Annotated in this window: 9 protein-coding genes, 1 pseudogene and 1 riboswitch; of the genes and pseudogenes, 2 read left to right on the plus strand and 8 right to left on the minus strand. The window is 69.4% G+C overall.

The features are described 5' to 3' along the window. Positions 1 to 123 precede the first annotated feature (123 nt). Positions 124 to 462: a P-II family nitrogen regulator gene (glnK, locus tag ACQ86G_RS05485; protein ID WP_067279313.1), complete on the minus strand. Its 339-nt coding sequence runs from the start codon at positions 460 to 462 to the stop codon at positions 124 to 126. Between the two features lie 10 nt (positions 463 to 472). Continuing rightward, positions 473 to 1,195: a TorF family putative porin gene (locus ACQ86G_RS05490; RefSeq protein ID WP_431259654.1), complete on the minus strand. Its 723-nt coding sequence runs from the start codon at positions 1,193 to 1,195 to the stop codon at positions 473 to 475. Positions 1,196 to 1,582: 387 nt separating this feature from the next. Between ACQ86G_RS05490 and ACQ86G_RS05495 the strand changes: the two are divergent. Then, positions 1,583 to 3,099: pseudogene (locus ACQ86G_RS05495) on the plus strand (YifB family Mg chelatase-like AAA ATPase). Positions 3,100 to 3,190: 91 nt separating this feature from the next. Here the strand turns inward: ACQ86G_RS05495 and ACQ86G_RS05500 are convergent. Further along, on the minus strand, positions 3,191 to 3,853 hold the full coding sequence (locus tag ACQ86G_RS05500; RefSeq protein ID WP_431259655.1) for a glycine zipper 2TM domain-containing protein: 663 nt from the start codon (positions 3,851 to 3,853) through the stop codon (positions 3,191 to 3,193). A gap of 198 nt (positions 3,854 to 4,051) precedes the next feature. After that, positions 4,052 to 6,850 carry a methionine synthase gene (gene metH, locus ACQ86G_RS05505; RefSeq protein WP_431259656.1) on the minus strand — a complete coding sequence of 933 codons (2,799 nt, stop codon included), beginning with the start codon at positions 6,848 to 6,850 and terminating at the stop codon, positions 4,052 to 4,054. Between the two features lie 103 nt (positions 6,851 to 6,953). Beyond that, positions 6,954 to 7,059, minus strand: a riboswitch (S-adenosyl-L-homocysteine riboswitch). Between the two features lie 167 nt (positions 7,060 to 7,226). On the opposite strand from metH, the gene ACQ86G_RS05510 reads away from it, so the two are divergent. Beyond that, complete coding sequence (locus ACQ86G_RS05510; RefSeq protein ID WP_431259657.1) at positions 7,227 to 8,432, plus strand: HD-GYP domain-containing protein; 1,206 nt, start codon at positions 7,227 to 7,229, stop codon at positions 8,430 to 8,432. 3 nt (positions 8,433 to 8,435) lie between these two features. Here ACQ86G_RS05510 and ACQ86G_RS05515 read toward each other — a convergent pair whose 3' ends face one another. Genes ACQ86G_RS05515 through ACQ86G_RS05530 form a run of 4 tightly spaced genes read right to left on the minus strand, consistent with a single transcriptional unit; the run spans position 8,436 to position 11,927 of the window. After that, positions 8,436 to 9,512 (minus strand): homocysteine S-methyltransferase family protein, encoded by a 1,077-nt coding sequence (locus tag ACQ86G_RS05515; RefSeq protein ID WP_431259658.1) that lies wholly within the window; start codon positions 9,510 to 9,512, stop codon positions 8,436 to 8,438. A 21-nt stretch (positions 9,513 to 9,533) separates the two neighbouring features. Beyond that, positions 9,534 to 10,196 carry a pyridoxamine 5'-phosphate oxidase family protein gene (locus tag ACQ86G_RS05520; protein WP_431259659.1) on the minus strand — a complete coding sequence of 221 codons (663 nt, stop codon included), beginning with the start codon at positions 10,194 to 10,196 and terminating at the stop codon, positions 9,534 to 9,536. Next, positions 10,193 to 10,870 (minus strand): DUF4197 domain-containing protein, encoded by a 678-nt coding sequence (locus ACQ86G_RS05525; protein WP_431259660.1) that lies wholly within the window; start codon positions 10,868 to 10,870, stop codon positions 10,193 to 10,195. Before ACQ86G_RS05525 ends, ACQ86G_RS05520 begins: the two co-directional genes overlap by 4 nt. Continuing rightward, positions 10,851 to 11,927 carry a fumarylacetoacetate hydrolase family protein gene (locus ACQ86G_RS05530; RefSeq protein ID WP_431259661.1) on the minus strand — a complete coding sequence of 359 codons (1,077 nt, stop codon included), beginning with the start codon at positions 11,925 to 11,927 and terminating at the stop codon, positions 10,851 to 10,853. Before ACQ86G_RS05530 ends, ACQ86G_RS05525 begins: the two co-directional genes overlap by 20 nt. Between the last annotated feature and the right edge of the window lie 77 nt (positions 11,928 to 12,004).

The following is a 12,004-nucleotide window of genomic DNA, read 5'->3' on the forward strand; positions in this document are numbered from 1 at the left end:
GATCGGGACTCTCTTCGTTGGATCTTGATCGGCGGACGCGCGGGACTGCGGCGCGCGGGACGGCGAAGGACTGCTGCGGAGGACGGCGCGGCCTCCCTCGGGGGCCGCGGATTCAGGCGGTGATCAGAGCGCGTCCTGACCGGTCTCGCCGGTGCGGATGCGGATCACCTGGTCCAGCGGGGAGACGAAGATCTTGCCGTCCCCGATCTTGCCGGTGCGGGCGGCGTTCTCGATCGCCTCGATGACCTGCTCCACGACGGTATCGGAGACCGCGGCCTCGATCTTCACCTTGGGCAGGAAGTCGACGACGTACTCCGCGCCGCGGTACAGCTCGGTGTGGCCCTTCTGGCGGCCGAAGCCCTTGACCTCGGTGACGGTCAGCCCCTGGACGCCGATGGCGCTCAGCGCCTCGCGCACTTCATCCAGCTTGAAGGGCTTGATGACGGCAGTGATCAGTTTCATTCGTAGCTCCTCAGAAGACCTTCTTGACGGACACGACCACGCCGTTCTTGCCGAGGTCCTTGTTCTTGCCGCCGATGTAGCCTTCGGCGTTGGTGGCGACGAAGCCCGCGCCGAAGGTGAAGCCGGACCAGTCCTTGTTCACCGTGACCGCGTAGTCGGTATAGCTGGCCGCGCTGTTGTTCTTGACCTTCTGGTGGCCCACGTGCGGGGTCAGCGAGAAGCCGCCGCCGACGTCGAAGGTCGCGCTCAGGTCGAGGTAGCCGCTCTGCTTGGAGTCGGCGAAACCGAACAGGTTGCTGAGCGAGTGGGAGTACTTCAGCGTCGCGGGGCCGTAGGAGACGGCGCCGTACAGCTCGTTGGTGTTGGCGCTGGTCTGGAGCTTGTTGCTCGGGTAGTTGTAGCGCAGGAAGCCGACGTCGACGGTGACGCCGCCGCCGACTTCGGTCTTGTAGCCGGCGTAGGTGTCGATCTCGATGTCGGCGTCGCCGCCGGCGTCCTTGATCCACTTGATGGTGGAGGCCCAGGCGCCGATGTAGAAGCCGCTCGAATGGGCGTAATCGACGCCGCCTTGCAGGGCGGGCTTGAGGCGCGTCTGCGAGATGCCGCGGTAGCGGTAGTCGGAGGTGACGCTGACGTTGAAGGACAGCGGATTGGCCTCCTGCGCCAGCGCCGGAAGGGCGATGGCGGCAATGGCGGCGACGGCTGCGGCGCGGACGACGGCGATGGACTTCATGCGCGGGGGCTCCTGATTGTTGGGGCGACTCTGGGCGACTGCTTCCGGACGAGGCTTTGCAGCTTTTGTGCCAAGCAATCCCGAAAGCGCAGCCTCCCCCGAAAGGGCCCCATTCCGGCTCACAACGCGACGAACGGTTGCCGATCCCGCCCCGTCACGCATCAAAGCGCACCAAATGCATGCGCGAACGGGGGATTGGTTAACCCTTGAAACGCCCCAACAGGGTGCTAGCCGTGAAATCGTTCGCTGCGGACACTGCGGAGCTCATGAACCGAACGAGTGCGGAAGGGCTTCGAATGGCGGGCGACGGAATGCATGAAAGCCGGAGCGACGTGACCGTGCGCCAGGGCCTGCCCCACCGCTGAAGCGAGGCGACATCTCATGGCGATGTCCCTCTCCATCATCCACAGCCGCGCGCTGGATGGTTTGTCCGCGGCCGCGGTCGAAGTGGAAGTGCACCTGGCCAATGGGTTGCCCAGCTTCACGCTGGTGGGGCTGGCCGACCTCGAGGTCAAGGAGTCCCGCGAGCGCGTGCGCGCCGCGCTCCAGAGCAGCGGGCTGGAGTTCCCGGCCAACAAGCGCATCACGGTCAACCTGTCGCCGGCCGACCTGCCCAAGGAAGGGGCGCGCTTCGACCTGCCGATCGCGCTGGGGCTGCTGGCTGCCAGCGGGCAGATCGACGCGGAGATGCTCGCGAACATCGAATGCGCCGGAGAGCTCGGCCTGTCGGGAGAACTGCGGCCGATCAAGGGCGCCTTGGCGATGGCGCTTGCGTTGCGCGCCGCGAAGCTCGATCGGGAACTGATCCTGCCGCGCGGCTGCGCTGACGAAGCAGCGCTGGTGCAGGGGCTCATCGTGCGGGAGGCGGCGCACCTGCTCGATCTCGTCAACGCGCTGCAGCCGCGCAGCGAAGCCCCCTGCCGCGCGTGCAGCGCGATCCGCCGCCGCGCGGCGAGACGCCGCTGGACCTGCGCGACATCAAGGGTCAGTCGGGTCCCAAGCGTGCGCTGGAAATCGCCGCGGCGGGCGGACTGAGCATCCTGCTGGTCGGCCCGCCAGGCACCGGCAAGTCGATGCTCGCGCAGCGGCTGCCGACGCTGCTGCCGCCGTTGTCGGAGTCGGAGGCGCTGGAGTCCGCCGCGCTGCTCAGCGCCAACGGCCAGTTCCGTCCGTCGATGTGGGCGCAACGCGCCTTCAGGGCGCCGCATCACAGCGCCTCGGCCGCGGCGATGATCGGCGGCGGCTCGCCGCCCCGGCCGGGCGAGATCACGCTCGCGCAGCACGGCGTGCTGTTTCTCGACGAGTTGCCGGAATTCCAGCGCATGTCGCTGGAGGCCCTGCGCGAGCCGCTGGAGACCGGTCGGGTCCACATCTCGCGCTCGGCGCACCAGGCGGAGTTCCCGGCGCGCTTCCAGCTCGTCGCCGCCATGAATCCCTGCCCGTGCGGACATCTCGGCAATCCGACCAAGGCCTGCCGATGCTCTCCGGATCAGGTCACGCGGTATCAGAACCGCCTGTCGGGTCCGCTGCTCGATCGCATCGACCTGACGGTGGAGGTGCCAGTGCTGTCCCCGGCCATCCTGTCGGCGGCCGCGGACGGGGAGACCAGCGCCACGGTCGCCGCCCGCGTCGCCGCAGCCCGTGATCGCGCGGTCAGGCGACAAGGGTGCTCGAATGCGATGCTGTCCGCCGGGCAGCTCGACGGACATTTGGGCATGTCGCCGGAGGGCGAGTCGATGCTGCATCGCGCGGCGGCCCGGCTGGCCTGGTCCGCGCGCAGCTTCCATCGGGTGCTGCGCATCGCGCGCACCGTCGCCGACCTCGCAGACAGCGACGTCATCACGGCCCTGCATGTCTCCGAAGCGATCCAGTGGCGCCGGGCGCTGCCGGGGCGCAACGACTGACCCTCGCCTCCGCAGGGCTGGGCCCGTTCCAGAAACGAGAACGCCGGCATCGCCGGCGTTGTCGATGAGCGCGCGCGACTCCGCGCGGCGCTTATTGGCGGATCAGCTGACCTTCGCTGGCGCGCACGACGTCGCCGGTCTGCACGCCCGGGTCGTGACTGAACGTCATCGTGCGGTTGCTCTGGTCGGCGTTGCGCATCTTGACCACCCACACGGTGGTGCTGCGCTGGCGCTTCTCGATCTCGTTGCCGGCGTAGCCGCCCGCGACCGCGCCACCGACCGTGGCGATCTTCTTGCCGGTACCGCCACCGACCGCGCTGCCCAGCAGGCCGCCGACGACCGCGCCGCCGACGACGCCAATGCCGGTGCCCTGACCCTGGCGGGCCTCGGTGTGGACCGACAGCACCGTCGCGCAGGACGCGCAGATGCGGGATTCGGCCGGCGCCGTCCCGCCGGTGCCGGCGTTGTCCGCATAACCGGTGGAGCCGCCGTCGCGCGACGGCTGCTGCTGCGCGACACGACGCGAGTCGTTGCGCGGCTGGACGGCGTCATCGCCGGAGCGGCGCGCCGCGCGCGCTTCGTCCGCGGCGTTGGCGCCGTTGCGGTCGACGATGTTGCCCTGCTGCTCGGTCGCCGCGACCGGCGAATCGGGCATGGACGGCGCGGCTTGCCGCCCCGCGAAGAAAGCCGCCACGACCAGCACGGTCGCCCCAACGGCCCCTGCCGCGATCTTCTGATTGGTATTCAACGCCATGGTTCACCTCTTATGGTTTTCCCCTAGCAACGGGGGATGGGCGAAGAATGCCACGCTGTTACAAGTCGCGGGGGCCGAAAACTGTCCCGTTTGTAAAGGGGTGAAACGCGGCCTGTAGGACAAGGCCGCGTCCTGCCGTTTTCGTTGCGCCGGCACGTCGCCCGGCGCCGCCTGGACCTGCGATCGGCGCGGCCGTCGTCAGCCCAGCAGCGGCGCCAGCGCCCGCTGCGCGTCCTGGTGATCGAGCGCCATCCGCGCCGCCCAGTCCGCGACCTGGTCGTCCCCGATGCGGCCGACGTTGAAGTACGCCGCCTCCGGATGCGCCATGTAGAAGCCGCTCACGCTGGCCGCCGGCGTCATCGCCATGCCCTCGGTGAGCGCCATGCCGATGTCCTCGGCCTGGAGCACGCGGAACATGTCCCGCTTGACCAGGTGATCCGGGCAGGCCGGGTAGCCGGGCGCCGGGCGGATGCCGCGGTACGACTCGGCGATCAGTTCCTCGTTGCTGAGCGTCTCGTCCGCCGCATACCCCCAGAGGTCCAGCCGCACGCGCTGGTGCAGCCGTTCCGCGAAGGCCTCGGCCAGGCGGTCCGCGAGCGCCTTCAGCATGATCGCGGAGTAGTCGTCCAGATCGTCGATGAACTGCTGTTCCTTCTTGTCCACGCCGAGGCCGGCGGTGACCGCGAACAGCCCGATGTAGTCCGGCACCGAGCCCTTGGGCGCGATGAAGTCCGCCAGCGCGCGGTTGGGCCGGCGCACCCCGTCGACGACCGGCCGCTCGGACTGCATGCGCAGCCCGCGCCAGGTCATCAGCACCTCGGTGCGCGACTCGTCGCTGTAGATCTCGATGTCGTCGTCGTTCACCTGCGCGGCGGGGTACAGGCCCATCACGCCGCTGGCGGTCAGCCAGCGGCCCTCGATCAGCCGTTGCAGCATGCGCTTGCCGTCGCTGAACACGCGCTGCGCCTCCGTGCCGACGACCTCGTCCTTGAGGATGGCCGGGAAGGGCCCCGCCAGGTCCCAGGTCTGGAAGAACGGGCCCCAGTCGATGCACTGCGCCAGCTCGGCCAGGTCGTAGTTGCGGAACTGGCGCCGGCCGATGAAATGCGGCACCGCCGGCTGGTAGCCTGTGAAGTCGGCGCGATGCTTGTTCGCTCGCGCCTGCGCCAGCGTCACCATCGGCGTCTGCTTCTTGTTGGCGTGCAGCACGCGGACCTTCTCGTAGTCGGACTTCAGCTCGTCGATGAAGCGCGTGGCGCGTTCGTCGGACAGCAGCTCCGAGCACACGCCCACCGAGCGCGACGCGTCCGGCACATAGACCACCGGGCCTTCGTAATGGGGCGAGATCTTGACGGCCGTGTGCACGCGGCTGGTCGTCGCGCCGCCGATCAGCAGCGGGATCTTCTTCATGCGGAAGTAGTCGTCGCGCTGCATTTCGGCGGCGACGTACTGCATCTCCTCCAGGCTGGGCGTGATCAGGCCCGACAGCCCGATGATGTCCGCGCCCTCGACCTTGGCCTTCGCGAGGATGTCCTGGCACGGGACCATCACGCCCATGTTGACGACCTCGAAGTTGTTGCACTGCAGGACCACCGTGACGATGTTCTTGCCGATGTCGTGCACGTCGCCCTTCACCGTCGCGATGACGATCTTGCCCTTGGAGCGCACGTCCTCGCCGGCTTCGGCCATCAGGCGTTTCTCTTCCTCGATGTAGGGCACCAGGTGGGCCACGGCGGACTTCATCACCCGCGCGCTCTTCACCACCTGCGGCAGGAACATCTTGCCGGCGCCGAACAGGTCGCCGACGACGTTCATGCCGGCCATCAGCGGGCCCTCGATCACGTGCAGCGGGCGGCCGCCGCCGGCGCGGATGCCTTGCCAGGCTTCCTCGGTGTCCTCGACGATGAAATCGGTGATGCCGTGGATCAGCGCATGCGACAGCCGCGCGGCGACGTCGCCGGCGCGCCAGGCCAGCTTGGCGCTGTCGTCCTTGGCGGCGCCCTTGACCGTCTCGGCCACCTCCAGCAGCCGCTCGGTGGAATCCTCGCGGCGGTTCAGCACCACGTCCTCGACGCGCTCGCGCAGGTCGGCGGGGATCTCGTCGTAGACGCCGACCATGCCGGCGTTGACGATGCCCATGTCCATGCCGGCCTGGATCGCGTGGTACAGGAAGACCGTGTGGATGGCCTCGCGCACCGGCTCGTTGCCGCGGAAGCTGAACGACACGTTGGACACGCCGCCGCTGACCTTCGCGCCGGGCAGGTTGCGCTTGATCCAGCGCGTGGCCTCGATGAAGTCGACGGCGTAGTTGTTGTGCTCCTCGATGCCGGTGGCGATCGCGAAGATGTTGGGGTCGAAGATGATGTCCTCGGGCGGGAAGCCGATCTCGTCGACCAGCATCCGGTAGGCCCGGGTGCAGATCTCCGTCTTGCGCTGGTAGGTGTCGGCCTGGCCGGTCTCGTCGAAGGCCATCACCACCGTGGCCGCGCCGTAGCGGCGGATCAGCTTGGCCTGGCGGCGGAACTCCGCCTCGCCTTCCTTCAGCGAGATCGAGTTGACGATGCCCTTGCCCTGGATGCACTTCAGGCCGGCCTCGATCACGTCCCATTTGGACGAGTCGATCATGATCGGCACGCGCGCGATCTCGGGCTCCGAGGCGATCAGGTTGAGGAAGCGCACCATCGCGGCCTTGCTGTCCAGCATGGCCTCGTCCATGTTGATGTCGATGACCTGCGCGCCGTTCTCGACCTGCTGGCGGGCGACGCTCAGCGCGGCCTCGAATTCGCCGTTCAGGATCAGCCGCGCGAACGCCTTCGAGCCGGTGACGTTGGTGCGCTCGCCGATGTTCACGAACAGCGTGCCGGCGCCGATGTTCACCGGCTCCAGGCCGGAGAGCTTCATCGGCGGCACGGCGACGGGCGTCGCGCGCGCGGCGGCGGAGAGGTCGGAGGCGGAGGCCGGGGTGGAGGCCGGGGTGGAGGAATTCGAAGCGGACATGGCGGCGGCGCTTTTCTGAGCTGGACGTGAGCTGGACGTGAGTCGGACGCGAGCTGAGACGGAAGACGGGGCCGCGCAACTCACCGCAACCCCGCGGAACGCGGGTCGGTGAGCGCCGTTGTGAGGCGGTGTCCGGGGAGTCCGACACCGCCGTTCCGAGCCTGGCGGGCACCCGGGTGACGGGACCTGTCGCAACGCTCCTCGGAAACCACCGCCGCCGCAGGGGCGCGGGTGCGGCCTTGCCGGGGGCGGGAACAGCGTGCATTCTACCGATCCGGCCCTGGATTGTTCGTGCCGTATTGCCTTGCCCCGCCTCCGGCGCCCCTATCCTCCCGGGCACAACGACAAGACGACGACACGTCGAAGGGAAGGCACCGTGGATCTGGTCCAACTGCCACCAAACAGCCTGCGCGTGGGACAGGTGCTGACGTTCTCGCTGCGCGACGCGGCGGGGCACCTGCTGTTCGCCGCCGGACATCCGCTGCCCGACACGCCGCAGGTCCGCGACCTGCTCGCCCGCGGCCCCTGGGTGCAGGCGCACGAGACTCGCGAATACCAGCGCGCCCTGGCCCACAAGCTCGACACGATGATGCTGCAGGGCGCCTCGATGTCGGCGCTGGCCAACGCGACCGCCGACTACAAGCCCACCCGGCCGATGCCGGTATCGCAGCAGGCGGCGCCGGCGCACACCGCCATCTGGGCCGACCTGCAGTGGCACGCGCAGCAGGTGCTGCGCGATCCGCGGCGGCCGGAGTTCCTGATGCGCCTGACGGAGCTGCTCGACAAGGTGCTGGCGCGGCTGACGCAGCAGCCCGACGCGTCGCTGGCGATGCTGGTGCACGACGCCGGCCAGGAACCGCTGCAGTACAGCGCGCGACATGCGCTGCTGTCGCTGGCGCTGGTCGAGATGACGACGCGCCAGCTCGGCTGGGGCGAAGGCCGCCGCCGCACGCTCGGCCTGGCGGCGCTGACGATGAACCTGGACAGCGGCGCGCAGCAGGACCAGCACGCGATGCGTCCGGAATCACTCGGCGAGGCGCAGCGCGAGCAGCTCGCCGGCCACGGCGATCGCGCGGCGGCGACACTGCTGTCGATCGGTGTCGACGACGAGGACTGGCTGACCGCTGTCCGCCTTCACCACGACGCCGGTCCGGGGCCGCTGAGCGGCCGTTCCGACGGCGAGCTGATGGCGCGACTGCTGCGACGCGCCGACGTCTACGGCGCGCGCCTGAGCCCGCGGCGCAGCCGCCGGCCGCTGTCCGCGGCGCAGGCGGCGCGGGCGGTCTACCTCGACGAACTCCAGCAGCCCGACGAGGCCGGCGCCGCGCTGATCAAGGCGATCGGGCTCTATCCGCCGGGCTCGCTGGTCCGGCTGGCCAACGGCGAGGAGGGCATGGTCCTCAAGCGCGGGCACAGCGCCAACGCGCCGCTGGTGGCCTCGCTGCTGGGCCGCAGCGGCACGCCGCTGACCTCGCCGGTGCTGCGCGACACGCGCCTGCAGGCCCAGGCCATCACGGCCAGCCTCGCGCCGCATGAGATCCGCCTGCGGATCAACATGGACGCGATGTTGAAGCTGTATTGAGGCTCAGGCCTCTTCGGCGACCAGCCCGCTGAACAGCTTGCTGCCCCAACGGCGCGGCTGGTAGGCGGAGACCTTCTGCGCGATCGCCCGGATGTGGTCCGGCGTCGTGCCGCAGCAGCCGCCCGCGATGTTCAGGAAACCCGCCGCGGCGAACTCCCCGACCAGTCGGCCGGTCACGTCCGGCGTCTCGTCGAAGCCGGTGTCGCTCATCGGGTTGGGTAGGCCGGCATTCGGATAGCAGGAGATCGGCGTGTCGCCGGCGGCCTTCGAGAGCTCCTCGATGTAGGGCCGCATCAGCGCCGCGCCGAGCGCGCAGTTCAGGCCGATCGCGATCGGCTGCGCGTGCCGCACCGAGTGCCAGAACGCCGTCACCGTCTGCCCCGACAGGATGCGGCCCGACGCGTCGGTCACCGTGCCCGAGATGATCACCGGCAGGCGTTCGCCGGTGTCGTCCATCAGCTCGTCGACCGCGAAGATCGCGGCCTTGGCGTTCAGCGTGTCGAAGATGGTCTCGATCAGGAACAGGTCGACGCCGCCTTCCAGCATCGCCTTGGCCTGGTCGTAGTACGCGGCGCGCAGCGTGTCGAAGTCGACGTTGCGGGCGCCAGGGTCGTTGACGTCCGGGCTGATCGAGGCCGTGCGCGGCGTCGGGCCGAGCGCGCCGGCGGCGAAGCGCGGCTTGTCCGGCGTGCTGAACGCGTCGCAGGCCTCGCGCGCCAGGCGCGCGGCGGCGACGTTCATCTCGTAGGCGTAGTTCTGGAGGCCGTAGTCTTCCTGCGCGACGGTGGTCGTGCCGAAGGTGTTGGTCTCGATGATGTCGGCGCCGGCGTCCAGGTACTGGCGATGGATCTCGCTGATGACCTCCGGCTTGGTCAGCACCAGCAGGTCGTTGTTGCCCTTGAGGTCCTTGGGATGATCGGCGAAGCGCTCGCCGCGGAAGTCGGCTTCCGTCAGCTTGTAGCGCTGGATCATCGTGCCCATCGCGCCGTCCAGGACGGCGATGCGTTGCGCCAGGATGGCGGGCAAGGCGGCGCCGCGGGTGTAGGTGACGGCGGGACGGGCGGAGGTCGAGGCGTTCATGAGCCGATTGTAGGAAACGCGTCAATACATCGTGCGGCGCTGGCGATCTTCCAGCTCGGCGTCATAGGCGGCGCCGTCGAACGACGCGCTCAGGCCGGCCAGGATGGAGCCCGTCGACGGCAGCGTCGTGCGCTCGACGTGCCGATCCGGATGCCAGAGCCCGGAGCGCTTGACCGCCCGAGCGCACTGGAAGAAGACCGAATGCACCTCGATCACCAGGACCGACTTCGGCAACTGGCCCTCGACCGCGAAACGCTCCCGCAAGCCCGGCGAAGCGCTGATGCGGCCGACGCCGTTCACGCGCAGGCATTCACCGATGCCCGGGATCAGGAACAGCAGGGCCAGCGACGGGTCGTGGACGAGGTTGCGCAGGCTGTCGATGCGGTGGTTGCCGCGGCGGTCCGGCAGCAGCAGCGTCTTGGGATCGGCCACCTCGACGAAGCCCGGCGCGTCGCCGCGAGGCGAGGTGTCCAGACCATGCGGACCGCGCGTCGCGAGAATCGCGAACGGTGACGCCTCGATGAACGGCCGGTACAGCGGGTGGACGTGGTCGCATTCCTTGTCCAGCGTGGCGGGCGCGGTCGGCGCCTCGTAGACGGTGCGCAGCGCGTCGACGGTCGCCAGATCGTGCGAGCGGTCGAGCCAGGGCGTGTCCACGGCGCCGCTGTCGGGCAATGCGCTCATCCGCCGAAGACCTTCTTCAGGATCGCGCTGCCGGTGCCGACCGGATCCTGGCGGATCTTCTTCTCTTCCTGGCCGATCATGAAATACAGGCCGTCCAGCGCCTTGTCGGTGACGTAGCCCTGCAGGTTGGCGTCCTCCTTGCGGATGAGCCCGAAGCCGGACGCCTTGCCGGCCACCGCGTTGTACTTCTCGCTCAGCGACTGGCGCTCGGTGGCCTTCGTCACGATGGGCAGGAACTTCGTCGTCAGCGGCGAGCGGGTCTTCTCCTCGAAGAACTGTGTCACCGCGTTGTCGCCGCCGCGCACGATCTTCACCGCGTCCTCGACGCTGATGTTGCGCACGGTGGTGACCAGCAGCTGGCGGGCCTCCGGCATCGCCTGCTCGGCGGCGCGGTTCATCGAGGTGATCAGCTCGTCGATGCGCTTGCCCTGGCCGGTGGTGCGCAGCAGGCGCGCAGCGTCCTTCAGCGCACCGGGCAACTCGATCTTCACCTGGGGATTGCCCAGGAAGCCATCGGTGCGGCCCAGGTTGGCGAGCGCCGCCTGCGCGCCGCGCTCGAGGGCGGCGCGCACGCCGGTGGCGGCGTCGCCCTCGCTCAGGCTCAGCGCCATCGCCCAGGGCGAGGCGCACCCCGCGCCCAGCAGCGCGATCAGGTCACGGCGAAACAGGTTCATCGGAGTCTCCTTCATCAGCATCAGGGGTGGCCGGCTCAGCGGCGTCGGGGGCGGGGGCCGGGACCTCGACGACCTCGGACGTGTCATTCGAGGCGTCGATCGCCCGGGTGTCCCCGGCGTCGGCGTCGTCCGATGCAAGGTCGCCCGATGCGGCATCTTCCGACTCCGCGAGGTCCATGTCGATGGCGCCGAACGGACCGGGACCATCGCCGAGCTTGAACTCGATGCGCAGGCTGTCGCCCGGCTCCAGCACCACCGGCTTGCCGAGCACCGGCGACCCCGCGCCGACCAGCGTGCCGGCGCGCAGCGGCCGGTTGAGGGCCGCCTCGGCGAGCAGGTCACCGAGCGACCACTTCATGCCGGTCTTCGCGTCGACGACCGCCTGCTTACGCCCGTTGCGCATGACCTGCAGCTGCAGCGCGGCTCGACCGAGGTACCAGGCGCCGGGCAGCTCGTCGGGCGTGACGGCGACCGGCGCGAACTGCAGCGCCGGGCGGCTGTGCAGCGCCGGCCAGCCGTTGGCGAGTTCCTCCTGCTGCACCGGCCGCAGCACCCAGTCGCTGACCAGCATCAGCAGCCGGATCGATTCCAGCGCCTGCGACGGCACGGCGCCCTGCGCCAGATCGCCCGTCAACGCGGCGAGCTGCGGCTCCGGCTCCAGTCCCGGGGTGCGCAGGTCCAGCAGTTCGGTGGGGCCTAGCAACGCCTCGGCGCCTCCGGCGCGCAGCAGCGGCGCGCTGAGACGTTCCGGCCAGGCGAGGCCGCGTTCACGCAAGGCCTGACCCTGACCGGGGTAGGCCTCCCCGGCGATCCAGCCGGCCAGACGCGGCAGCGGCGCCAGGCATTGCTTCGGGTCGAACGCGAACGCGTGGCGCGCACGACCGTGGTTCAGCGACTGAGACAGCGTCTCCAGCTGGGGCGCCATGAAATTCCAGTCGTCGAGCACCTGTTGCAGGCGCGTCGCGATGCCGTTGGCATAGCATGCCTGGCTGAGGTCTCGCGACACGACCACCAGTTGGCCGTCGCGGGATCCGTCGCGGTAGGTGGCAAGTTTCATTGTGGTGAGCGGACAGTCATTCGTCGGGCGATCGTTGGCGGCATTTTCACCTCAGGACCGGGTCGCGCTCGCGGCGG

Origin of the sequence: Roseateles chitinivorans (assembly GCF_050632145.1) — a bacterium.
Taxonomy (GTDB): Bacteria; Pseudomonadota; Gammaproteobacteria; order Burkholderiales; family Burkholderiaceae_C; genus Roseateles; species Roseateles chitinivorans_B.

Coding starts and splice junctions, on each gene's coding strand:
- metH (WP_431259656.1), bottom strand. CDS start 6,850: ATGTCCGCTTCGAATTCCTCCACCCCGGCCTCCACCCCGGCCTCCGCC.
- ACQ86G_RS05490 (WP_431259654.1), bottom strand. CDS start 1,195: ATGAAGTCCATCGCCGTCGTCCGCGCCGCAGCCGTCGCCGCCATTGCC.
- ACQ86G_RS05525 (WP_431259660.1), bottom strand. CDS start 10,870: ATGAACCTGTTTCGCCGTGACCTGATCGCGCTGCTGGGCGCGGGGTGC.
- ACQ86G_RS05515 (WP_431259658.1), bottom strand. CDS start 9,512: ATGAACGCCTCGACCTCCGCCCGTCCCGCCGTCACCTACACCCGCGGC.
- ACQ86G_RS05500 (WP_431259655.1), bottom strand. CDS start 3,853: ATGGCGTTGAATACCAATCAGAAGATCGCGGCAGGGGCCGTTGGGGCG.
- glnK (WP_067279313.1), bottom strand. CDS start 462: ATGAAACTGATCACTGCCGTCATCAAGCCCTTCAAGCTGGATGAAGTG.
- ACQ86G_RS05520 (WP_431259659.1), bottom strand. CDS start 10,196: ATGAGCGCATTGCCCGACAGCGGCGCCGTGGACACGCCCTGGCTCGAC.
- ACQ86G_RS05530 (WP_431259661.1), bottom strand. CDS start 11,927: ATGAAACTTGCCACCTACCGCGACGGATCCCGCGACGGCCAACTGGTG.